Source organism: Bacteroides sp. MSK.18.37, from assembly GCF_019129155.2.
Lineage (GTDB): Bacteria > Bacteroidota > Bacteroidia > Bacteroidales > Bacteroidaceae > Bacteroides > Bacteroides ovatus.
Genome location: NZ_JAHOIB020000001.1, coordinates 5,328,252 through 5,352,841, shown reverse-complemented (window position 1 = coordinate 5,352,841; position 24,590 = coordinate 5,328,252). Strand labels below are relative to the sequence as shown.

Annotated in this window: 22 protein-coding genes; 12 read left to right on the top strand and 10 right to left on the bottom strand. The window is 42.5% G+C overall.

The features are described from left to right. The first annotated feature begins 49 nt into the window (after positions 1-49). Positions 50-1,501, top strand: coding sequence for a tetratricopeptide repeat protein (locus KSX81_RS20670; RefSeq protein ID WP_004321197.1), 1,452 nt, complete (start codon positions 50-52; stop codon positions 1,499-1,501). Between the two features lie 30 nt (positions 1,502-1,531). Then, positions 1,532-2,176: a DedA family protein gene (locus tag KSX81_RS20665; protein WP_004321199.1), complete on the top strand. Its 645-nt coding sequence runs from the start codon at positions 1,532-1,534 to the stop codon at positions 2,174-2,176. Between the two features lie 169 nt (positions 2,177-2,345). Here KSX81_RS20665 and KSX81_RS20660 read toward each other — a convergent pair whose 3' ends face one another. After that, positions 2,346-3,230 (bottom strand): DUF3078 domain-containing protein, encoded by an 885-nt coding sequence (locus tag KSX81_RS20660; RefSeq protein WP_118418240.1) that lies wholly within the window; start codon positions 3,228-3,230, stop codon positions 2,346-2,348. Positions 3,231-3,428: 198 nt separating this feature from the next. After that, entirely contained in the window at positions 3,429-3,929 is a 501-nt protein-coding gene (tpx, locus tag KSX81_RS20655) for a thiol peroxidase (protein ID WP_004296650.1), read from the bottom strand. A gap of 137 nt (positions 3,930-4,066) precedes the next feature. On the opposite strand from tpx, the gene KSX81_RS20650 reads away from it, so the two are divergent. The 4 genes from KSX81_RS20650 to KSX81_RS20635 all read left to right on the top strand — a co-directional run bounded on the left by KSX81_RS20650 (position 4,067) and on the right by KSX81_RS20635 (position 6,869). Continuing rightward, positions 4,067-4,630, top strand: a complete 564-nt coding sequence (locus tag KSX81_RS20650; protein WP_217725976.1) for an HdeD family acid-resistance protein — start codon at positions 4,067-4,069, stop codon at positions 4,628-4,630. Between the two features lie 83 nt (positions 4,631-4,713). Continuing rightward, positions 4,714-5,193: a DUF4494 domain-containing protein gene (locus KSX81_RS20645; RefSeq protein WP_004296648.1), complete on the top strand. Its 480-nt coding sequence runs from the start codon at positions 4,714-4,716 to the stop codon at positions 5,191-5,193. A gap of 6 nt (positions 5,194-5,199) precedes the next feature. Beyond that, positions 5,200-5,868: a YggS family pyridoxal phosphate-dependent enzyme gene (locus KSX81_RS20640; protein WP_004296647.1), complete on the top strand. Its 669-nt coding sequence runs from the start codon at positions 5,200-5,202 to the stop codon at positions 5,866-5,868. Positions 5,869-5,891: 23 nt separating this feature from the next. Then, a complete protein-coding gene (locus KSX81_RS20635; RefSeq protein ID WP_004296646.1) occupies positions 5,892-6,869 on the top strand; it encodes a dihydroorotate dehydrogenase-like protein in 978 nt (325 codons plus the stop codon). Between the two features lie 119 nt (positions 6,870-6,988). Here the strand turns inward: KSX81_RS20635 and KSX81_RS20630 are convergent, their stop codons facing one another. Further along, positions 6,989-8,314, bottom strand: a complete 1,326-nt coding sequence (locus KSX81_RS20630) for a PhoH family protein (protein ID WP_004296645.1) — start codon at positions 8,312-8,314, stop codon at positions 6,989-6,991. 131 nt (positions 8,315-8,445) lie between these two features. Between KSX81_RS20630 and KSX81_RS20625 the strand changes: the two genes are divergently transcribed. Continuing rightward, on the top strand, positions 8,446-9,936 hold the full coding sequence (locus KSX81_RS20625) for a bifunctional folylpolyglutamate synthase/dihydrofolate synthase (RefSeq protein WP_004303885.1): 1,491 nt from the start codon (positions 8,446-8,448) through the stop codon (positions 9,934-9,936). On the opposite strand, the gene KSX81_RS20620 is transcribed toward KSX81_RS20625, so the two are convergent. Beyond that, positions 9,904-10,278 carry a RidA family protein gene (locus tag KSX81_RS20620; RefSeq protein ID WP_004303886.1) on the bottom strand — a complete coding sequence of 125 codons (375 nt, stop codon included), beginning with the start codon at positions 10,276-10,278 and terminating at the stop codon, positions 9,904-9,906. The two genes, KSX81_RS20625 and KSX81_RS20620, sit on opposite strands and share 33 nt — an antisense overlap. Positions 10,279-10,373: 95 nt before the next feature. On the opposite strand from KSX81_RS20620, the gene KSX81_RS20615 reads away from it, so the two are divergent. From KSX81_RS20615 to KSX81_RS20605, 3 genes are read left to right on the top strand one after another with little or no spacing between them, the layout of a single operon-like run. Then, the gene (locus KSX81_RS20615) at positions 10,374-11,990 is read left to right on the top strand and encodes a formylglycine-generating enzyme family protein (protein ID WP_195401768.1); all 1,617 of its coding nucleotides are present in this window, start codon (positions 10,374-10,376) and stop codon (positions 11,988-11,990) included. 21 nt (positions 11,991-12,011) lie between these two features. Further along, positions 12,012-12,680, top strand: coding sequence for a hypothetical protein (locus KSX81_RS20610; RefSeq protein ID WP_004310258.1), 669 nt, complete (start codon positions 12,012-12,014; stop codon positions 12,678-12,680). A 20-nt stretch (positions 12,681-12,700) separates the two neighbouring features. Next, the gene (locus KSX81_RS20605; RefSeq protein WP_217725975.1) at positions 12,701-15,982 is read left to right on the top strand and encodes a CHAT domain-containing protein; all 3,282 of its coding nucleotides are present in this window, start codon (positions 12,701-12,703) and stop codon (positions 15,980-15,982) included. On the opposite strand, the gene KSX81_RS20600 is transcribed toward KSX81_RS20605, so the two are convergent. The 6 genes from KSX81_RS20600 to KSX81_RS20575 form a co-directional block, all read right to left on the bottom strand. After that, on the bottom strand, positions 15,957-16,250 hold the full coding sequence (locus KSX81_RS20600; RefSeq protein ID WP_032843712.1) for a RyR domain-containing protein: 294 nt from the start codon (positions 16,248-16,250) through the stop codon (positions 15,957-15,959). The two genes, KSX81_RS20605 and KSX81_RS20600, sit on opposite strands and share 26 nt — an antisense overlap. A 22-nt stretch (positions 16,251-16,272) precedes the next feature. After that, the gene (locus KSX81_RS20595) at positions 16,273-17,340 is read right to left on the bottom strand and encodes a RyR domain-containing protein (protein WP_118032914.1); all 1,068 of its coding nucleotides are present in this window, start codon (positions 17,338-17,340) and stop codon (positions 16,273-16,275) included. A gap of 4 nt (positions 17,341-17,344) precedes the next feature. Next, positions 17,345-17,917, bottom strand: a complete 573-nt coding sequence (locus KSX81_RS20590; RefSeq protein ID WP_004296637.1) for a sigma-70 family RNA polymerase sigma factor — start codon at positions 17,915-17,917, stop codon at positions 17,345-17,347. Between the two features lie 4 nt (positions 17,918-17,921). Beyond that, on the bottom strand, positions 17,922-20,180 hold the full coding sequence (locus tag KSX81_RS20585; RefSeq protein WP_195401770.1) for a hypothetical protein: 2,259 nt from the start codon (positions 20,178-20,180) through the stop codon (positions 17,922-17,924). A 126-nt stretch (positions 20,181-20,306) separates the two neighbouring features. Further along, positions 20,307-20,813 (bottom strand): DUF805 domain-containing protein, encoded by a 507-nt coding sequence (locus tag KSX81_RS20580; protein WP_004303897.1) that lies wholly within the window; start codon positions 20,811-20,813, stop codon positions 20,307-20,309. Positions 20,814-20,950: 137 nt separating this feature from the next. Next, positions 20,951-21,310 (bottom strand): hypothetical protein, encoded by a 360-nt coding sequence (locus KSX81_RS20575; protein ID WP_004303898.1) that lies wholly within the window; start codon positions 21,308-21,310, stop codon positions 20,951-20,953. 152 nt (positions 21,311-21,462) lie between these two features. Between KSX81_RS20575 and KSX81_RS20570 the strand changes: the two genes are divergently transcribed. Beyond that, on the top strand, positions 21,463-23,790 hold the full coding sequence (locus KSX81_RS20570; RefSeq protein WP_118418235.1) for a DUF3987 domain-containing protein: 2,328 nt from the start codon (positions 21,463-21,465) through the stop codon (positions 23,788-23,790). Between the two features lie 256 nt (positions 23,791-24,046). After that, positions 24,047-24,535 carry an HU family DNA-binding protein gene (locus tag KSX81_RS20565; RefSeq protein WP_004296631.1) on the top strand — a complete coding sequence of 163 codons (489 nt, stop codon included), beginning with the start codon at positions 24,047-24,049 and terminating at the stop codon, positions 24,533-24,535. Positions 24,536-24,590: the final 55 nt, after the last annotated feature.

Sequence of the window (24,590 nt, the reverse complement as noted above, 5' to 3'; positions counted from 1 at the left end):
TGAACTTTTGCAACAGCCCCATCTTAGCAATTAAAAATCTAAAAGTAAAATGGGTAGAAAAAATTCGCCATCAGCAAAAAAGGAACTAGTCACACTAATCACAAACTACGAAGAAGCAAAAGCAGAAAACCGACAACTTTATCTGGATGCTGACCAATTGGCCGGCATCGCCGACTGGTATGCCTCCGAGCGAAAATTTGAAGAAGCACAAGAAGTAATCACTTATGGACTTAAAATACATCCGAGAAACACAGATTTGCTTATAGAACAAGCATATCTTTACCTGGATACCCAAAAGCTGCAAAAAGCAAAAAAAGTAGCGGATTCGATTACCGAAGAATTTGATTCCGAAGTGAAACTGCTGAAAGCCGAACTATTGCTGAATGGAGGAAAACTGGAGGAAGCTCAATGGCTGTTAAGCACAATAGCGGATGCCGACGAGCTGGAAACAATCATTGATGTTGTATTTCTCTATCTGGACATGGGATACCCGGACGCAGCCAAAGAATGGCTCGACAGAGGTAAATCCCGTTATACCGAAGATGAAGAATACATGGCTCTCACAGCCGATTATCTGGCATCGACCCATCAGGTAGAATCAGCCATCATCTATTACAATAAACTCATTGACAAATCTCCATTCAACCCTTCCTACTGGATGGGACTGGTGAAATGTTACTTTGTCCAGGAACAAATAGACAAAGCCATCGAAGCCTGTGATTTCGCATTGGCAGCCGACGATCAGTACGGGGAAGCTTATGCCTACAAGGCACATTGTTTCTTCTATCTGAACAATTCGGATGATGCCATCGAGAATTACCAAAAGGCGATTGAGCTCAAAGCCATTCCCCCCGAACTGGGTTACATGTTTATGGGAATATCCTACGGTAATAAAGAAGAATGGCAAAAAGCCGATGACTATTACGACAAAGTGATCGAACGTTTTGAAGAAGACGGAGACAAGCAGTCTATTTTATTGATAGACACCTATACCAGCAAAGCATTCGCCCTCTCTCACCTGGAAAGGTATGAAGAGGCGCATGAGTTATGCGAGAAAGCCAAAGAGATAAACCCGAACGAGGGATTGATTTATCTGACAGAAGGAAAACTATACCTGGCAGAGGAACTGGAAGACGAAGCTGCCATCTCTTTCGAAAAAGCGATAGAGATCAATCCGAACATAGAAATGTGGTATATGATTGCCTCTGCTTATTCGGAAAGTGACTATCTGATCGAAGCGAAAGAATACTTTGAAAAAGTGTACCAGATAAATCCGAAATACGAAGATGTGACGGAGAAATTGAGTGTTCTTTGCCTCATGCACGGTGAAATCGACAACTTCTTTAAATATAACAAGGAATGTGAACATCCACTGGAAGAAGACATGATCCTGGATCTGTTGAACAGTCCCGAACACAGAGAAGAAGACGAAAGAACTCTCAAAGAAGTGTGGGAACGCATGAAAAAAGAGAATAAGAAAAAAACAAAAGGAAAAAAATAAATCAATTTATAAATTCTATCCTCAAAAAACATGGAATCAGTAGCAGAACTTCTTAAATGGGTATTAGAAAACTTGAACTATTGGGTAGTCACTATTTTTATGGCTATCGAAAGCTCTTTTATTCCCTTCCCCTCGGAAGCCGTAGTACCCCCTGCCGCATGGAAAGCTATGGCAGACGACAGTATGAATATCTTTCTCGTTGTCCTATTTGCAACTATAGGAGCAGATATCGGTGCATTAGTTAATTATTACCTGGCACGTTGGTTGGGTCGTCCTATTATCTATAAATTCGCTAACAGCCGTTTAGGGCACATGTGCCTTATTGACGAAGAGAAAATACACCATGCAGAAGAATATTTCAGAAAGCACGGTGCAGCCTCTACTTTCTTTGGCCGTCTTATTCCGGCTGTACGCCAACTTATCAGTATTCCCGCAGGGTTAGCCGGCATGAAAATAGGTCCTTTCCTGCTTTATACAACTCTCGGCGCTGCTATATGGAACAGCATATTAGCTTTGCTCGGATACCTGATTTACCGTTTTACAGACCTCAAAACGACTAACGATGTCTATGTAATGGCCACCGAATACAGTCACGAAATCGGCTATGCCATTATAGCAGTGGTGGTAATTGTAATCGTTTTTTTGGCTTATAAAGGGCTGAAAAAAAGAAAATAAGTAGTAAAATACTCATTGCAAAGCCACAGAGGACGCAGAGAACACAAAGCAAGAACATAGAGTTACCGGGGCATCCATTATTGTAAATCGGCTATTACCCGTTAAATTCTTACTTCTTTGTGTATTCTACGTCCTCTGTGGTTTATTTTTTGTGGTAGATAAGAGCTAATTAGAAATTAAACTGAACTCCTACTCCCAATATCTCTTTAAATTGCACACGAGCACCTTTTGTACCATCCTTTTGCACGATTTTCACATCATCGTCATACATCAGGTTAGTAGTAAGTGTGGTTGAGAACCATTTATTGATAATCATATTTACTTGTACTTCCCAGTTCACATCTATATTCAGCGGCTTATGCAGATAATCGGAATATAGATCCAAACGTGAATATACCGTCATATTTTTCAAGAATTCATATTTGGCTTCTCCTTTCAAGTTAGCACCGAAGCTGGATAATAGATGTTTGCCCGGATCCACTCCATAAGCTCCTTCGTCAGAGAGACGGTCATTGAGTACAAATGTTCCGCGCCACGCAGCAGGAGACAATACAACGGTAAATATCTTACCCGGATCATACGTAAAGCCCAAACCGGTAGTCAAATAGGCAGGAGCCATAAATTCGGAGATAGCAATGTCTTTATTGACGGAGTAGTCATATCCTGGAGAAAACTGTGTCTGGAAAGTGGCGAACGCACTGGCATACCAACTTTTGGCAATAGCATAGCCATAATTCGTATTCAAATAGATTTTATCATTTGCTTTCCTGGTTCCGTCGTCACCGGTCTTATTTAATCCATAAGCCAGTTCGATACGATTATTCCACAGATGTTTTCCTTTCTTATAATTAATCTGATAAGTGCCCTGCAAGTCAAAGGCAACGGAGTTATCACCTCCGGCAGCCCAATTAGTGAGGCTCACTTGCGTTAGTTTCAGTCCGGCAAATCCTTCTTTTGTCCAGGGAGAAATTTGTGTACTATCGGCAGTTTGGGCCGACAAGGTTCCAACGCCCATACATAACAGGGCGATGAATAGAATTTTCATTTTGTTCATGATAGTTGAGGTTTAGTGTAGAAAAAACACAACCTAACAAGAACGGAGCCTTGGCAGTTTACCAAGCCTTTTTACCAGTTCCCATTAGGTCAAAATCTTTAAGATAAGTAGCAGGCTTAAGTATTAAGTATTAGCCATATTCGTTTATTAGCTGCAACTAATAGTTAATACCTAATACTTAATACTCCATATTCTATATTACTTTACAGCAGCTAAGGCTTTGTCATAATCAGGCTCCTGGGTGATTTCAGGAACAAGTTCCGTATATGCAATTTTGCCATCTTTGCCAATCACAACTACCGCACGCGCCAAAAGTCCTGCTAACGGACCATCTGCCATACGCACTCCGTAACTTTCGTCGAAATCAGAGAAGCGGAAATCAGACAATGGAATTACATTTTCAATACCTTCTGTCGTACAGAAACGGCCGTGTGCAAAAGGAAGATCCTTAGAAATAGCCAATACTACCGTATCTTTCAATCCGGCAGCCATTTTATTAAACTTACGTACAGAAGTTGCACATACGCTGGTATCCAGACTAGGGAAAATATTTAAAATCACATTTTTACCATTTAAATCTTTCAGAGAGAAAGAAGATAAATCTGTTTTTACCAGCTCGAAGTCAGGAGCTACCTTACCTACTTGTATAAATTCACCGATCAGTTTCACCGGTTGTCCTTTGAAATTTGTTGTTGCCATAATGCATGTATTTTTAAAATTTACTTTATATAGGAAACAACTATTCCCCCAAATATGTTCACGGAAAACCTTTTCTAAATTCAATTTGTTATTCCTCAACGAAATCACTCTAGTGTTCAATTTAAAATATAAAATGTATGGAAACTGTATTCAATGAGATTCAACATTCAGTAAAAAATTGGTGGACTTCTCTTCTTTTGGGAATCGTGTATATCATTGTAGCCCTTTGGCTCATGTTCTCACCCGTAAGCACCTATGTAGCTCTAAGTATCATTTTCAGTGTATCGATGCTGATAAGCGGTATTCTGGAAATCATCTTTGCTCTTAGCAACCGGAAAGGTGTCCCGAGCTGGGGATGGTATATCGTAGGAGGACTCATCGACCTCGTTCTGGGTATTTACCTGATTGCCTATCCGATGGTCAGCATGGAAGTTATCCCTTTCATCATAGCCTTCTGGCTTATGTTCCGAGGGTTCTCCTCCACCGGCTATTCCATCGACCTGAAACGTTACGGAACCCGCGACTGGGGCTGGTACATGGCTTTCGGTATTCTTGCCATCCTGTGCTCTCTTTTAATATTATGGCAACCCGCCATAGGAGCGCTCTACGCAGTGTATATGATTTCTTTTGCTTTCCTCATCATCGGACTTTTCCGTGTCGTGCTTTCATTTGAATTAAAGAATCTGCATAAAAGAAAATAAAAAGCTTTCGGCACTTACTTTGGGATTTTGTTTATCTTTGTAGGCAATTTACATAAATCAATTAATTAAAAAGGAAGAAAATTATGGCAATGCATACATGGTTTGAGTGCAAGATCCGTTATGAAAAAGTAATGGAAAACGGAATGCAGAAGAAAGTAACTGAACCTTATCTTGTTGACGCACTCAGTTTTACAGAAGCAGAAGCACGGATTATTGAAGAAATGACTCCGTTTATCTCCGGAGAATTTACCGTTTCGGATATTAAACGTGCCAACTATAGCGAACTTTTCCCCAGCGACGAAGAAAGTGCCGACCGCTGGTTCAAATGCAAACTTATTTTCATCACTCTGGATGAAAAAAGCGGTGCTGAAAAAAAGACTTCCACCCAAGTACTGGTACAAGCTGCCGACTTGCGCGACGCAGTCAAGAAGCTGGATGAAGGAATGAAAGGAACCATGGCAGATTATCAGATCGGTATGGTATCCGAGACTCCGCTCATGGATGTATATCCTTACAGCGCCGAACCGAATGACAAACCGGAGTTTGATCCATCAAAAGCATAAGTAACAATGAGTATTGCTGACAATTTAAAGCAAGTGCTGGCCGAACTCCCTCAAGGAGTCCGGCTGGTTGCTGTCTCAAAATTCCATCCCAATGAAGCGATAGAAGAAGCATATCAGGCGGGACAGCGTATTTTTGGAGAAAGCAAAGTGCAGGAAATGACAGCTAAATACGAAAGTTTGCCCAAAGACATTGAATGGCATTTCATCGGACACCTGCAGACGAACAAAATCAAATACATGATACCATACGTAGCGATGATTCATGGAATTGATAGTTATAAACTGCTGGCCGAAGTCAACAAACAAGCTGTCAAAGCGGGACGTACAGTGAACTGCCTATTGCAGATTCACGTTGCGCAGGAAGAAACCAAATTTGGTTTCAGTCCCGAAGAATGTAAGGAGATGTTGAATGCCGGAGAATGGAAAGAGCTGACTCATGTACGCATCTGCGGATTAATGGGGATGGCCAGCAACACCGATTGCATTGAACAAATCAACCGGGAATTTGGTTTACTAAATAGGCTCTTTAACGAGATAAAAACAACTTGGTTCATCCACTCCGATACTTTCTGCGAGCTGTCGATGGGAATGTCACATGACTACCACGAAGCCATTGCCGCAGGAAGTACGCTGGTACGGGTAGGAAGCAAGATTTTCGGAGAACGAATTTATTAATCAGGAGTAAAAAACATATTGCTATGACCGATTTAAAAACTACTTTCGCAGGGCTTTCCCTTAGAAACCCTATCATTATCAGTAGCTCGGGGCTGACCAACAGTGCCGGCAAAAACAAAAAATTGGCCGAAGATGGTGCCGGTGCAATTGTTCTGAAATCACTGTTTGAGGAACAGATCATGCTGGAAGCAGACCAACTGAAAGATCCGGCTTTCTATCCGGAAGCCAGTGACTATCTGGAAGAATATATCCGTGAGCACAAGCTATCCGAATACCTGACTTTAATAAAAGAAAGTAAGAAGGTATGCCCCATTCCTATCATTGCCAGCATCAACTGCTACACTGATTCCGAATGGATTGACTTTGCAAAGATGATTGAAGAAGCCGGTGCCGACGCATTGGAAATCAATATCCTTGCCCTGCAATCGGAAGTGCAATATACATACGGTTCATTCGAACAACGCCACATCGATATTCTCCGCCACATTAAAAAAACAATCAAGATACCTGTAATCATGAAACTGGGTGATAACCTGACAAATCCTGTGGCATTAATCGATCAGTTGTATGCCAACGGTGCAGCAGCAGTTGTTCTCTTCAACCGTTTCTATCAGCCGGACATCAATATCGAAAAGATGGAGCATATTTCAGGCGAAATATTCAGCAATGCTTCCGACCTCGCCATTCCGCTTCGTTGGATCGGAATTGCGTCTGCAGTAGTAGACAAGATCGACTATGCAGCTTCCGGTGGTGTTGCCAATGCAGAATCAGTAGTGAAAGCTATCCTTGCCGGTGCTTCGGCTGTAGAAGTTTGTAGCGCAGTCTATCTAAATACAAATGCATTCATCGGAGAAGCCAATCGCTTCCTCTCTGCATGGATGGAACGCAAAGGATTCAGGAATATAGCTCAATTCAAAGGCAAACTGAATATTAAGGATGTTCAGGGTGTTAATACATTCGAACGTACACAGTTCCTGAAATATTTCGGAAAGAAAGAATAAGGAAAAAGTATACTCAATCAATAAAGAAACGGTGAACAAATTGTGCTATTTGCAACAGGATGTTCACCGTTTTCTTTTTTAATCACTTATTAATTTATCTCGCTTAGCAGAGAAATCTGTTATAACAGGTTGCTTGCCAGTTCACTCAATTCACTTCGTTCACCTTTCAGCAAATTGACGTGTGCAAAGATATTCTGGTCTTTCATACGATCAATCATATATACCAAGCCATTGGACTGACTATCCAGATAAGGTTGGTCAATCTGCTGGATATCTCCCGTAAATACCATCTTCGTACCTTCTCCTGCACGGGTGATGATTGTCTTTATTTCATTCGGGGTCAGATTCTGCGCTTCGTCAATGATGCAATACATTTCGCTCAAACTACGACCACGGATAAATGCCAGAGCTTCAATCACCAGCTGCTCGCTTTTCTGCATATCTTCTATGCGCTTCACTTCGGTAGAGTTTGTAGCAAACTGACGTTTTATGACGTTCAGGTTATCAAACAACGGCTGCATATAAGGAGCTACTTTTTCCTGTGCGTCTCCCGGAAGGAAACCGATATCCTTATTGGAAAGCGCCACAACGGGACGTGCCAGCAAAATCTGTTTGTAATCCGTCAGCTTGCCCAAAGCAGCAGCCAAAGCCAGCAAAGTCTTACCTGTTCCCGCTTTTCCTGTCAGAGCCACCAGTTTGATGTTCGGGTCATTCAGAATCTCAAAAGCAAAACTCTGTTCCGCATTCCGTGGTTCGATTCCATAATTCTTACCCTTCATCACACGGATAATAGAATGGGTAAAAGGATTGTAGCGTGCCAATACACTATTCCGGTCACTCTTCAATACAAAACATTCATTGGGATGAATCAAATCCTTAAAGTCAAATTCACTCAAGTCAATGCCTTCCTTTGAAGAATAAATACGGTCGATCAATGCCGGATCTACATTTTCAAAAATCTCATTAGATTTCTCGAACACATCTACATTTACCACCTTATCCGTAATATAATCTTCGCAAAGCAGACCGATTGAACGGGCTTTCATGCGCAGATTCACATCTTTGGTCACTAAGATAGATTTCATTTTCGGATACTTGTCGGTCAGGTATTCGGTTGCCGCCAAAATCAAATGATCGGGTTTCTTTATAGGAAACGATTCCCACACTTTGGCAGCCGGCACATTGCTTGTCACGACAAACAGACGTCCCAATCCTTCGCCAAGCTTCACTCCGTCGGAGAAAAGCTCGTCGCTTGTCAGCACATCCAATTCGCGCACGAACTCACGAGCATTGAAATTTATCTGCTCGTTTCCTTTTTTGAACTTATCCAGTTCTTCGAGTACAACAAGAGGGAGGTAAATATCATTTTCCTGAAAATTCTTCAAGCAATTGTAGTCGTGAAGAATAACATTTGTGTCTAGCACAAAATTTTTCTTAGTTCCCATGATTTCTTAGATTTAAATGTTGATATTTGCAATCTCATTCGCCAATCCCCCATTTATAGTCAGATTGACGGTTCTAAAGATAAACAAATTAGTGGGCAATAAAGATTGCCCGACGTTAAATATTATAAAACATGGACTATCAGAACACTTTAAAGTACTTATATGAGAGTGCGCCAATGTTTCAACAAATAGGAGGCAAAGCATATAAGCCGGGTTTAGAGACCACACACAAATTGGACGAACATTTTGGGCATCCTCATCAACAATTCAAGACGATACATATCGCCGGAACCAATGGAAAAGGATCCTGTTCACATACCATCGCAGCCGTATTGCAGTGCGCCGGTTACCGGGTAGGACTATTCACCTCCCCTCATTTAATCGACTTCCGCGAACGTATCCGTATCAACGGTGAGATGATACCGGAAGAGTATGTAGTCAATTTCGTAGAAGAGCATCGCTCTTTCTTCGAGCCGCTGCACCCTTCATTCTTCGAACTGACCACCGCTATGGCATTCCGTTATTTTGCCGACCAGAAAGTAGATGTAGCAGTTATCGAAGTAGGCATGGGCGGAAGATTGGACTGTACGAATATCATCCATCCGGATTTGTGTGTTATCACCAACATAGGCCTCGACCACACCCAATATCTGGGTGACACGCTGACGAAGATTGCCAAAGAGAAAGCCGGAATTATCAAAGAAGGAGTTCCGGTCGTTATCGGCAGAGCCCAAGGGGCAGTGAAACGTGTATTTACCATGAAAGCTAAAGAAAAGAATGCGCCTATCGAATATGCCCGTGAAAATGCCCGGTACTGGGACATGGAAATAGTTCCTTATTCGAAATTGCAAGAAATAAGACCGATGATGGACAACACAATTCAGAGCATGCACGAAATGATCGAAGCAATGGACGAACAATCAGAAGAAGAGGCAAACCAGATGCGGCAAGCATTACTCATGTTAGACCTGTCAGACAGTCTACGTACGCTAGACCAGATACTCGACAAAAGAAAAGATGCTATCAAAATCCACAATGAGATGTTTCCTTTCGGACTTTTCACAGAGTTGAGCGGAGCTTACCAATTCGAAAATATGTTTACCATCCTAAAAGCCCTTGCGACACTGACCCGTCTGAACTACAACATCAGATCCCAGGACTATCGCGCAGGTCTTGCAAACGTATGTCAGCTCACCGGTCTGATGGGGCGTTGGCAGAAAGTACACAGCTATCCGGATATTATCTGTGACACGGGACATAATGTTGATGGAATCGAATATATCCATGTACAGCTCAATGCCATTCACAAAACCTTCGATCAGGAGATCCATATTGTATTCGGCATGGTCAATGACAAAGACATCCGGGGGGTTCTGCGAGCATTGCCGAAATATGCCACCTATTATTTTACCAAAGCAAGCGTTAAACGCGCGCTTCCGGAAAATGAACTACTGGCATTGGCAGAAGAAGCCGGATTGAAAGGTACCACCTACCCCACTGTTGTAGAAGCTGTACAGGCGGCAAAAAAGAACTGCCCCCCCAAAGATCTGATCTTTGTAGGAGGCAGCAGTTTCATTGTCGCAGATTTGTTAGCGAACCGCGATACACTCAATCTCTACTAACGCATCCTTTGGCAGAGCTTTTACGGCAACCGCCGAACGTGCCGGAAAGGCTCCGTCAAAATACGTGGCATACACACCGTTCATCCCTGCAAACAGGGACATATCCTGAAGAAAGACAGTGGTTTTGGCAATGTTTCCCATTGTCAATCCTGCTTCTTCAAGAATGTGTTTGATATTCTCCAACGACTGGCGAGCCTGTCCTTCTATCCCTTCAGCCATCTGTCCCGTAGCGGCATCAATAGGCAACTGACCGGACACAAATACCATACCATTGGCTTCTATCGCCTGACTATAAGGGCCGATAGCCCCCGGAGCTTTCTCACTGCAAATTACTTTTTTCATATATATTTCTTTTTTCTGTTTACTGAATTTCAAAGATAAAAATAAATTTCGAGTAAGATTGACAAATCTGTTTCTTTTTATTATCTTAGCAGCTGATGAGCAAGCATAATTACGACATATTCATAAGTTACCGTAAAAGATGTTCGGGCGACAAGCCTGAAATGCTACAACTGATGCTGGAAGAATCCGGATTCCGCAAAAGGGTGAGCTTTGATAAAGACAATTTAAACGGTCGGTTTGATGTTGAGTTGATTCGCCGTATTGATGAGTGCAAAGACTTCATTATGTTTATGGTGCCGGAGACGTTTACAACGATCCGTCCGCTCAATGAAGAAGCGGTCGAGACAGGCGAAAAAGCAACATGGGACATGGAAGAAGTGGCTTTCTACGAACGGATGGCATCCTTGACCTATGAAGAGTTTGAAACGGAAATTAAGCAGATCAGCCATACCGGAGAAATCGATTTTGTCCGGATAGAATTAGGCCGTGCGTTACACCGCCGGAGTAGAACCCCCAAACAGATAAATATCATTCCGATTGCTCCGCAGGAAAGTGAAAGCTATGATTTCGCCACCCTGCAACTACCACCGGACATTAGCGGATTAAAAGATTTTCAAGCTGTATTTTACAGTAACTCACGAGTAGCCCGATTCAAAGATATAAAGGGTGACCTCCTGAAACAAATGTTATCAAAAACTTCTTATGTATCTGCCAAATGGCTTGTGATGACTTTCATTGCTCTATCATTAATAGTAGTAGGAAGCAAAACTTATACTTCCATCCAAAGAACGGCAGAACAAAAACTGGAATTCAAGGATTGCCGCACTTATGACGATTATAGTAGTTTCATAAAGAAATACCCGGACAGTTCTTTGAAATCTACATGCGACTCCATCCTGCATGAATTCAATGCACTCCGGAATGACGGACGCGCTTCCGTAAACAACACCGGAAACAGGGATATAAAAGACAGAGAGAAAGAATGGGTAGACGTAAAATGGAATCCCACAATCACACTGCCCCAGCTCCGCTCCCTGGTGGAGATGATGAACAATATGCTGCTGATTCCGGCCAAAAACAAAGAATTCATCATGGGAAAGGCTACGGGTAAAGGATATGACTCACCGCAGCACACCGTTATATTGAGTTCCGATTATTATATGTGTAAATACGAAGTAACACGTTCGTTGTGGTATGCCATTATGAATGACTCCATTGTTACAGAAGAAGGCACGCTGCCTATGACACATATAACGTGGAATGACGCAGAGGCCTTCACCAAGAAGCTGAACAAGCTCACCGGTTTACCTTTTTCTCTCCCTACGGAGGCGCAATGGGAATATGCAGCAGCCGGAGGCGAAAGCTATCCTTATGCCGGTTCAGACAACATTCGTGATGTAGCCTACTATGCCTCCAATGCCAATGAACGCCTGCATCCCGTTGGCGAGAAACGCGAAAACGGATTCGATTTATACGACATGTCAGGCAACGCCGCCGAATGGTGTACAGACTGGATGAGCCGGTATGAAAATACACGGGTCACAGATCCCCAAGGTCCGGCAGAGAATCCCGGACACCATAAAAAGATAGTGAGAGGAGGCAGCTACCTGGCCAACGAACGTGATATGGACATTCGCCATCGTAGCGTACAGACTTACGATACATCAGAACCACATATCGGATTTCGTGTGGTACTTAATCCTATTCAATAACACTATGAATGCAGAATAAAAATGAGCAGGAAAACTATTTTCAGAGTATTCATCCTCCTGTTTTTTTCCATCGGAGGGCAAATGAGTGCCAATGCACAGACAACGACACCCTTTGAAACGGTGTTCGACGCCTGTAAGAAAGCATGTGAAGCATTGGACGGCGGCTTTGCCAGTGGCGAACAACTGCTGGCAGTAAGCAAAACGCTGCGTGATGCAGCCCCTATCCCATTAACCGTCAAACAAACCAAGGGCGATGTCTTGAGCCTGAAAGGACATCTGGTATTTGACTACGAATTCATTCAAGCCTGCGTTGATAATGAAACAATCTATGAAATTGCGGACAAGTATGCAGCAGAAGCGAGGATGAGAGGTGATAAGGACTCCGCCAACAAAGTAAGATTAGATACCAAAATGGTGGCTGCCGGTCAGACCTGTACTTTCGAGATTCCGAGCTGTTCGGGAACCTCGCAGATAGGCTGTGTGGCAGAGGTGAATCGCTCTTTCAGTTGGAAAATAAAGACAATCGGTTATCAATCGAAAAGTGAACGGGAATACAAATGTAATGACAGCGTCCGGAAAGGTCTTCCCTTCCGAAAAGAAAAGGTTAGCTCGGATGAACGATATAAAATCATCGTCTCGATCACCAATAAAAGCAAGAGAGACGGGAGCTTTGCCTTGATCTTATTTTAATCCACTAAAATCTCTATTATATGCGACAATTCATTCTATCTCTATTAGCCTGTCTATGTCTGACAGCCTACTCACAGACTACAAGCCAAGCCGACCTACTGGTTGAAGAAGCTCAAAAACTAGAAAGTAAACAAGATTACCCAACTGCCATTACCAAACTGAAACAAGCGGATGAATTATATGTCAAAACAGGAAAGACACAGAGTGCGGAACGCGCTACCTGCCTGCACATTCTCGGCCGTTGTTATCTGAATCTGGAACGTCCCGAAGGACTAACCTATACACAAATGGCAGCAGATATGCGCAAGACCATACTGGGCGAAACAAATATCAAATACATTTCCTCCCTGAACAACACAGGACTCTACTACCTGACTGTTGCAAAAGACTATCCTAAAGCAGCAGAAATTCATGGCAAGACATGGGAACTGTGCAGTCGCATTCAGCCCCGTCCCGAACAGGCATTCATGTTTCATATCAATCTCGCCCGCTGCTACATAGCTTTAGGAGAAATGGACAAAGCAAGTGCCATCGTAGAAGAGGAAATAGCCATCAGTAAAAAGATGTATGGCGAAAAGTCCCTTTCAGTTGCCCGTCAACTCCAGCAGATAGGTTCGTTGTACTACCTGTCGGGACGTAAAGATGTAGGAGTCACTTATTATGAGCAGGCCTTCAACATCTTTCCTGACGATTCAAAAGAATACGAGCAACTTCTCGATTGGATATCATCCATCTACGTGGAACTGAACAATCAGCCGAAAGTATTGGAATACATGAAATTGGTAGAAGCTCACAATAAAAAAGAATTGGAAAAGCCTTGCGACGAACCTGATTGCCTGACCGAGCGTGCCCAGTATTTTGCCAGCATAGGTAACAATGATAAGGCAAGGGCACATTTTCTGGATGCTTTAAAGAAATGCAATGTGAATACTGATAAGGAGATTGTTTTTAAAGTACGCCACAACTATGCGCAATTTCTTTCCGGAATACAAGATCACGCATCTGCCGGCGAATACTACGAACTGGCAGCAGACATCCTTCGCAACAATCCTGCCGAACAGGCTAAATTTGCATTGGAATCTTATCTGGGCGGACTCAATTATAGCATTGCCGCCAAGTATGAGGCCTCCAATCGTATGCTCAATCAGGCACTGTCGGTTTATGCACAGATGTTGCCGGACAAACTGGACAAATATGTAGACGCCTCCATTGCATTGTGCCGTAACTACGGATTCACCAAGGAATATGGAAAAGCCCTCGAAATACTTGCAAAAGCCGAAAAACAGCTTCCGACGGGTGATAAGTCAGATAAGATGGGGGAAATTCTGCGTTCCAGAGGCAGTATCTTATACCGACAAAAACAATATGCAGAAGCAGCAGCAAACTACCAACAGGCTGCAGACATTTACAAAATTCTTCCCGGCAGTGATGTAAAATATCAGGATGCACTTAGCAGTCTGAATCGTTGCCACACCATGATGGGCAATGAGACAGCAGCCAAGCAGACAGAACAGGATGCCGAACGTCAACGAATGGCGGTTTTAAACAGGCTATTGAAAGAGAATCTTGAACAATTGGACGCTTATCGCCTGCAATGGGGAGAAGACGGTTTGATGTATGTCTCCGCATTAGGGACTATCGCTGACATCTACTATACCCAAGGACAGACCGACAAGGCATTAGCCTATATGGAACCTTTCCTCTCCGGCGAAACAACCGCGCTGCGTAATCTTTTCCGTCTCTCGAAAGCCGATGAACGCCTGGCATTCTGGAAGGATATCCGTTCCTCACTGGACAGTATTCCCCTCCGTGCAGCCAATATCGCCGCAACAGGTACACCTGAACAAAAACAACGTTTTGCCCGGTTAGGTTACGATGCATTATTGTTTTCGAAAGGTATTATGCTCAATTCGTCTATTGAACTGGAGTCTCTGATCCGCGCTTCGGGAGATAAATCCCTGCTCAACCAATACAACAAGGCTACCCTTATGGCGGAACAAATTTTATCCATGCAAAGTGAACTCCCGAATGCAACCAATCAGACGGAAGCACGAAAAAATATCATCCGCCAGAAAGAGGAGTATGAACAGTTGCAACTGGACTTGATGCGAAAATCTACTGATTTCGGCGACTATACCCGTTATCTTTCCGTCAAATGGCAAGACGTACAAAAGCATCTGCATGGAAACTCCATCGCCATAGAATTTGCTCTCATAGACGATGAACTACTAGCTCCGGACAAACACCTGGCCGCTTTTGTACTTCGTCCGGGCGACACGTCTCCCACCGCAATCAAGTTAATGAGTCAGAAATTGCTATCGAAAGAGATGCAATCGTCTACGGCTTTCACCGCAACCGAAAACGGGGCACATTTCTGGAGAGCGCTGGATGAATATATCAGCAAAGCAGATACTATTTATTTTTCACCTGACGGGATACTTCATCAGCTACCCGTAGAATATCTTCCGTATGGAGCGGGTAACCTGCCATTAGCATTCCAGAAAGCCGTCTATCGTTTATCGTCAACAAAAGAAATCGCACTCGATAGAGCTTCGCTGAACTACTCATCAGCCGCACTTTTCGGAGGATTAGACTACGAAATGGCTTCAACCAAAGTTCGCAATATTGTTTCTACAGATCATAACTCCGGGAAATTCCGTAACGGACAGAATGGGTATCATGAGTTACCATATACGCTCAATGAAGTAAATAACGTAAATTCCCTGTTGAAAGAAAAGAAGATTAAAACCAATCTATTCGTAGGTGAAAACGGAACTGAAAAGCAGTTCCGGGCACTCGACGGCAAAGCTGTTTCGTTGATTCACATAGCTACTCACGGAGACTATAAAGAATTGAAGCAACGTGAAGCCGATGATGCGATGAAGCATTGCTTCCTGATTATGTCCGGCGCCAATGCCACGGAAGAGAATAACGACGGACTGCTCCGTGCAGATGAAATCAGTACACTAAACCTCCGCGGTTGTCGTATGGTTGTTCTTTCTGCCTGCAACACCGGTCAAGGTACTCTTGGTGCGGATGGTCTTTTCGGTCTTCAACGAGGCTTTAAGAATGCAGGAGTACAAACCATCCTCATGACACTTTCAGCTGTTGACGACCAGGCCTCCATGCTTCTCATGACTAAATTCTATGAGAACATCATTTCAGGGTTATCCGAACGACAGGCTCTTATCAAAGCGCAACAGTACCTTCGTGAGAACGGATATGCAGACAGTAAATATTGGGCACCATTTATCTTGTTGGATGCAGGCAGATCGCCTATTCCTCATCCTTCGAGATCTTGAACCCTAGTTTCATAATCAGTTTCAAGGTTTCCACCGAAGAATTTCTGTCGTACACCTTTTCTTCCTCAGGCAATTCTTCATACGGGACCAGGCACGGATGCTGCTTCAACACATCATCCCGCTTTTTTCCATACGTCCAACCTTGTTCTATTCTGGTTTTCGACCAGACTTCATGAACATTCTTAGCCATTTCTTCTACCAGGTATTCCAACTCCTTCGGGAGTTGGATATGTCCTGTATTCACCGGATTGGGAATATACTCTTTCATTTTATGATTCATTATTTATATATTAGCGGAACAATTTCCAATCTATCTTTTTACCACAATGACTGCAATAGATTTGGTCCATAAAAATAGACGCACCACATTCACAGACTTTGGCATCACCTTCATTCTTCAATTTTCTCATCAGCTCATTATGAAGAGCCGTATCGCCCTGTTTGATAATACTATACCCCAGCTTTTTCATCAGCTTGATCGTATCAAACGCCATACGTCGATCATATTCTTTTTCCGAATAAGGAAGCATGGAATAAGGCACCATGTCCGGAGTCTCTTTCTTCTCGTCATCCCTCTGCGGTCCATAAGTCCATCCTTCTTCCTGACGCTGGTCGGCCCAGACTTCATGCGCATTTTCAGCAATGGCTTCACGCAATTCAATCAAATCAGTGCTCAATTCAACATCTTCCAGATCAATAGGCCGCGGATTATAATCCAGATCAGGCACTTTCACTCTCGCAAGATACGCTTTTGCATCATTCCATGCCGCAATAAAGTGATCCTTGGGATAGGCCGTACTTTCCTCTCCTGTTGCAGGATCATAAAGCGTCACTTCCTCTTCATTTACGTCAAGCACTACTGCTGCATGATAAGCAATTTCCTCCTCGCTATTTTCCGGCAACCGGCAACTATTTACCACAACAATCGCATCATGTCCGGCCTTGAGGGCACGTATGACACTGTCAATACTGGAACCATAACTGCGCATCACAATCAATCCGCGTTGTTCGAGCAGGCGGCCTACACTATGCAAAGGAGTTCCCCTCTCCCTCAACCAACTGTTATTCCTGGCCTCCTCCGAGAGTTCATCCGAATTATATTCAATCTTTCTACGTTTCAAAATAAACTGCTCACACTGGAAATCACAAAGATTACCTTCCGATTTGGCTGCCATCTGCGCCATTGGCAGGAAGTCCGTTTCTTCATCATCAGCTCCCATCATGGCATCCAACTGTTGAGACAAGATAAATTCCTCTTGCAAACTTTCATCAGTCGCCAGATATTCAAGTACCAAAGCTGTTTCTTCAGCATTCGTCTTACCTTCTTCAAAAGCAGCCAACAATTCTTCGGTTATCATATTTTTATCTTTTGTTTTCATACTTCTTCTTATCATTCATAGCTAAGTGAGCCAATGCTGCCAGCGCACGCTTTTTAATATTGTACAGATTAGCAACAGTTATTCCCATAGATAATGCTAAAAATTCAGGTTCGACCTCTTTGAGTACTAATTCCCTGATGACCATCACATACCGCTTATTCGACATCAGATCGAACAAACGTTCCAAATCAATCTTTGCGGCTATTTTCGATTCAGAGTCGTCTATTTCTTCTTCATGATTCTGCTCATAAAGAGGCTCTTTACTCTCGTCTTCTATCATCTGTTCACGTTTTTTCCGGGAACAGAAAAAACGAATTGCCACAATCTTAATCCATGTTCCAATGGTGCTACGTCCCTCAAAATTACGAAGAACGGCAGCATCATTCTTCATTAGATGATAGTAGAGTTCGCTGATACATTCATCGTAATCAACCTGGTAATCAAATATCAGCTTAATTACATTGATAAACAACGGACGATATTTTATGTTGAAAAACCAATCGGTGATTTTTTCATCCCGATTGATTAATCCGTCGACTATTTCCTGATCTGTCATATAGTTAGTTCTTTTTCAATCTAAAACTTAGCTCAACCACACACTGGTCATAAGGGATGGTTTCCGGATATTTACTTCTTAAAATATCATTATCGACGATGCATTTATGCTTCTTCTGCTGAAAGTCTTTATCTCCGTCACACGTTACAAATCCTTGCAGTTCCATACATGCATTCCAACGCAAATGTTCGCACTTACTCAAATTATCAAATAATGTACTGGAAACAACGTCACAAACCTTAGAATAGTTCAATGTATGGGCATCACGCTGCGTCAGCTCAACCATCTCTTTCAATCTTTCCTTATTATCTTTGCCATCCTCTCCCATGGCCCCAGCTAAAAACTTTTTGGTATCGATATGCCATACATTAGCCCTATCCTGCTCTTCCTGATAAGCCAATTTAATTTGTGCATTCAAGCTATGCTTGTCCTGCAATGCCTCTCTACGCGCATTCCATTCTTCTTCCGCTGTTTGCTTCAGGCTTTCCTTCGCTTTCTTCTTCTCTTCAATTTCCTTCTCATTCGTTTCAGGCATTGCGTCAATCATAATTTTCTGATATGCATAATAAAATTCCTTTGCCAATACTTCAAGCACATCTGTCGATACCACATCGTACGAGAATATTTCTTCCTGCGCTCCAAAAGTTATGATTACATCCCGGGTATTGCCATAAATATTAAAATACTCTTTTATTTGCTTCAGCTGAATGGTGTTGCAACTTCCATTGACACGCAGATAAATCCTAAAATCATTGAAACAATCCTTTCTATATCGATAGGCATATTCGTAGAGATCAATCGCCAATGCCATCCCTTCATTATCATTTCCTATAGCAATTACAATATAGTTTAGATCATGAATGATTTCAGAAAATTTTTCCCAAAAACGTTCGGAATGGATAGACATTTCTTCACACCATTCCAACTCATTTTTCCTCTCCTTCAAGGCAGGTGCTTTCATTAAAAAATCACCTTTCAATTCATCCATATGTTCATCAACCACATATATTTTTTGAGGGTTCCTATTGCCATTTACATCGATCAATGCCCCAAACTCATATAGAAAACGAAATGCATCACGTCCTGTTTCTCCAAAGCCAATAATCATCGACGTAAAAGGTTTCTTTACACAAGCCTTCGATGTATCGACATCTACAAAATTCACGGGGTGATTCCTCACATTCTTTTTTAATTGCAATACAGCAAGATTAGACGAGTCGATGATATGAATCTGCTGTTTCAACCCATCACATATTTCCAACTTCTGGTTCTGGTTGTTCTTACGCGCATGGCAATAAATCTGAACCTGATTATGGACTCTATCTTCTTTACATTTCGCTATTTCCTTAAAAACAGACACCGCCTCCAGATTCAGTTCTTCATTGGGAGACAAGAAATAGAAAGTTGCCTGCGGGTACTTCTTGATTAGGTTTCCCAATCTCCTCAATCCGAGATATTTGTATAAATCAAATTCCGATTTGACTTTATCTATAACCCGGCCTGTGATTCCAAATTTAGAGTTAACCAGTATGCCGTCAAGCTCTTCTATCTTTTCTATAAATTTTTCAGTTCCGTCATGAGACGAATTAAAGAAATGACTGAATGTGAACCGGCCATGAGAACTGCTTTCATTAGCAGAAAGCAACCTCACGAAAATGAACTTACAATTCTCCCATCCTTCTTCATTCTTCCCCTTGGGCTCTGCCGCTTTTTTTCTTATGCTGTTAGCCAGCAATATCGCATTATCATTGACACCCCAGAAAATAAACAGCCGGCATTTCTTCTTTCTTGAAAGATTCGCCATACATAACCGCACCCATGAGATAAATCTGAATCCTAACAGTTTGATGATAAAAACCGCACTCACTATAACGGCCAGGAAATGTATCACAGAAAATATCGTCATGTAGAAAGGATCATGATGCAGATCTTCAGGAACCTCCAAAAGATCGGAATGCGAAGCGAACATTTCCATAGAAGACAGAGCAGACCTAAACGCCAACGCTATCGAATTACTGTCACTCCCTCCCTCATTAAAAGCATACCAATATATCAGGAAACCTGCAATAAATACCGTACCTGCAATCCATTTCAGGTTATCCACTAAGAATTTCCGTTTCTTAAAAAGCAGGTATACTAAACCTATCCCGATAATGATTAACAAAAGGGTAGAATATCCCCATTGATTTAAAAAACAAGGGTCTGTCGCGTGCTGTGCATTGCATTCACCAGTTTGAGAGATTACTGTGCTTAACATATACATATTCGATAGATTGATTATTTATTCTACAAATTTATACAAAATATTGAATAACAAACAGATTAGTAACAAAAAACCTCCTGCAAAACGAATTTTGCAAGAGGCTTTCTTATTTCTTCTTTAATAAGATTATTCAGCTTTTTCTTTATTCTCCTCCGCTGGAGCTTCTGCAGGTGCGGGAGCATCCTCCACCGGCTTGTCAACTTTCACCTCTTCTCTTGAAACGTTTACAGTCACATTTACAGAAGCAGGCTGTGCCTGATATGGCATACGGTTTTTCGGATCTGCTCCGTAAGGATTAGGACCTACCGTACCATCTGCAAACAACATATACAATGCAAAAATCCAACCAATGATAGGCACACAGCACAACAAAATCAGCCAACCGGATTTGTTTAAGTCGTGCAGACGTTTCACACCCTGTGCCAAAGAGAACCAAATGGAAGCAATCATAGCAGCAAGACCGATCAATAAACCAAATACTGATCCACCGGCCGATCCGCTGGCAGCACCCAAAATAAATGTACCTACACCAAGTGCCCATGCAATACTGGAAACTATACCACCGATAATGCCCGACAGGAAATATTCAATTCTACGAATACGCCCGTCAAATGAGAAAGGAGCTTTGAACATAATTTATTAAATTTATATGAATAAATAAGTGAGTTTTTATCCGTGTTTCTCAATATGAAAGCAAAGATATAAAAAAAATTAAATAAAGAAAGAAATCGGGCAAAAAGATTGAAAAAATGCCCTATTTTCTGTAGAAATCACAATTTCACTCCATCCCAATGCATCACTGCCACCCATTCTGTCGGCTGACAAGTTCCGCAAGAACGATGCGGAACCGTAGCGACCACCAAGTCACAATGGGAAGACAGTACGATTCTTAACTCCTTCAGCAACATATCCAGCTGAATAATCAAATGAAGATATTTCGTCATACACCGGATCACCCGTACATACTGATAAATGCACATATCCTCTCCCCGCCTTATCTCCCCTAATGTTTTAGGAGAGATAGCGAATTCGCTTATGAAAAAACTGTTACTGAAAATACGATCCATATCCATTAAAGCCAATACCAAATTGCTTAAAAACTCATAAGGTTCCTGTTTTTCTTTTGCCATGTCATTCTATGATTAATAAATTATAATATTTCATTTTTTATTTGCTTTATCAAGTGCTATCCACATAGGGAAGCAACCCTATTTTTAATATCCCGACCTTTGTTCCCGTTATCTGATAGTCAGGTAGCTCAATCTTACAAAAACAATTTTATATGAAAGTTTTAGAAGAAATCAAAGTCTCGGTTTACGAAAATGTGTATTCAAAAAAGCCCCGAGTCATGTCTTTCCTTGAAGTCATTATTATGTGCATTCATCCGATCTATGCCTCCATCATAAACGCTATTCGGCGGTACTATGCAGAAGGAGACCATGCCGCGGCACAGAAGCTGAAAAACCAACTCCCCTGCTTCACTCCGGCAGGCACATTCGACGGAGCGCACGCTATCAAAAACTTTCTTCTCCCCAGCCATATTGTCGGACTTGATTACGATCATGTAAAAGATCGTCTTCAAGTCATCCAACGTTGTGCGGCAGATCCCCACACAGTAGCGGCAATAGAAAGCCCTACCGACGGAGTGAAAGTTTTCGCCTATGTAGAAGGTATCGAAAACCGCCATCGTGAAGGGCAGCAACTAGTGAGCCGCTACTACAATCAACTGCTGGGATTGGAGAGTGACCCGGCATGCAAGGACGAAAGTCGCATGTGTTATTTCAGTTATTCCCCCAACGGATATGTTGCGGCGCTCTATCAGGCATTTGTGTTGGAGCCACTTATAAAAGAAGAAACAAACACTTTCTCTGAAAATGAAGTGCTTCCTCCCTTTCCCCTTCAGGATAATACTCCGGAAAACGTGTCTGAAGAAGAAATCGCCCAATTTATTTCGTCCTATATTTTCTTTCATCCGCTAACAGCCGGTCAGCGCCATTCCAACGTCTTCAAACTTGCCTGCGAAGCCTGCCGCCGACACTATCCCCAGAAAAGCATATTACGCGAACTTACTGTATTTTTCGAGCACACGGATTTTCGTCCCGAAGAACTAACAAAGGTTTTATCGTCTGGATATAAACAAGTTAATGAACATGCACCCGCTTCCTCTCCGGCCAGCGCCCCTTCTTTTCAAAAGGACATAAGGACAAAAAGACAATATAGTACTGCAGAAAATTCCGATACCGACGACGAAGCCTATTGGCTGGGAGAAGAATTCCGAAAAGGAACTCCTTTATTTCCCCGCAGTTTGTACAATAATCTTCCCGACCTATTAAATGACTGTATCATTGAAGACGGAAGCGAACGCGAACAAGATGTCGCTCTCCTTTCCGATCTCACGGCCTTGAGCGCAGCACTTCCGCAGACTTTCGGAATTTATAATCATAAAAAATACTCCACGCATATATTCAGTGTCATACTTTCGCCTGCCGCCAGTGGTAAAAGCATCGCCCAAACCGGACGATACCTGTTGGAAGAAATACATTCAGAAATCCTGTCTACCAGTGAATCTATGATGAAAAACTACCAAACTGTACATAATAACTGGCAATCAGAATATCAAAAACAGAAAAAGAAAGGAGAAGCATGCTCCGAAGAACCGCAACGACCTCCTTTCAAAATGCTATTCATTCCTGCTACTACCAGCTATACCCGCATGCAAATGCAGATGCAGGACAACGGTCCACAGGGAAGTATCATTTTCGACACGGAGGCACAAACGCTATCCACAGCCAATCATCTGGATTGTGGCAATTTCGACGATATGCTCCGCAAGGCTTTTGAGCACGAAAATATAGATTCTTCCTACAAAGCCAACGGCCTCATTCCGATCTATATACGCCATCCCAAATTGGCTTTGTTGCTGACGGGTACTCCCGGACAAATAGACGGCCTATTGAGCAGCTACGAAAACGGATTGCCCAGCCGCACCCTGATTTACACTTTCCGCGAAGCTCCGCACTGGAAAGAAATGGGCGACGACTGCGTCTCACTGGAAGATTCTTTCAAACCGATTGCGCATCGTGTCTCCGAATTATATCACTTCTGTCTGGCTCATCCGGTTCTTTTTCATTTCAACCGCCTGCAATGGAACCGTCTGAATGAGATTTTCTCACGTATGCTGTCCGAGGTGGCATTGGAAGGCAACGATGACCTCCAAGCCGTAGTGAAACGCTATGCTTTTCTGGTGATGCGTATCAGTATGATCCAGACCCGTATCCGGCAATTTGAAACAACCGATCTTTCTCCCGAGATTTATTGCACGGACGCTGATTTTGAGCGTTCTCTTCAAATCGTTCTATGTTGTTACGAGCATAGCCGGTTGTTGCACTCATCCATGCCGTCTCCTTCGGTCCGTCCACTGAAGAATCCGGACACTATTCGTAATTTTGTTCAAGAGTTGCCCGACAGTTTCACGACAGATGAAGCGATTCAGATTGGCGCAAAATACGATTTCAACCATCGTAAGGTAACACGTCTGCTAAAATCGCTTAATGGAGTAAAGATCAATAAGATATCCCATGGTTCCTATACCAAGATGAATGAGCAATAGTCACATCTGTCCTTTTTGTCCTTTTGTCCTTTTGGAGGGCCCGGAAAAACATCGGGAGATTTGAAAAAAACATCTCAATGATTGAAATCAAACATTGGGAAGTTTCGATACAAATCTCCCGATGTTTTTTCTTTTTATCTGTGCGCCTGTGTGCGTCATTATGCGTCATGCCGCTTTCCCGATGTAGTACTTTTGTCATGTAATCGATTACAAGGCAATTAAACAATTAAAAATTAATGATTTAAAATTAAAAGTTATGGCACAGAATTACACTCTCATGGCTCGTAAGAACCTGTTGAAACCTAGTGAAACTCCGAAATTTTATGCAGTGGCGCGTAGCGGTCGTAAAGTGACGGTCAAGGAAGTTTGTAAACGTATCACTGAACGCTCTTCTTATTCCAAAGGGGAACTGGAAGGTTGTATCGGTGAGTTTTTGCTCGAAATCGTCAATGTACTGGATGAAGGAAATATCGTCCAGATGGGTGACCTGGGTAATTTCCGTATGAGTATCAAGACCGGTACTCCTACCGATACGGCAAAGGAATTCAAGGCATCATGCATTGATAAGGGCAAAGTGCTCTTCTATCCGGGTAGTGATCTCCGCAAGTTGTGTAAGACATTGGATTATACATTGTATAAAAGTGATTCTTCCACTGATTCGGATAAAGATCCGCTTCCTGATGATGGCGGTGATGATAATCAGGGAGGTTCCGGCAGCGGGGAAGCTCCGGACCCGGCAGCTTAATCAACCGGTTGTTGACTGGTTCTTGAGTTCATAATGTATCAGTAGTATTTATTCT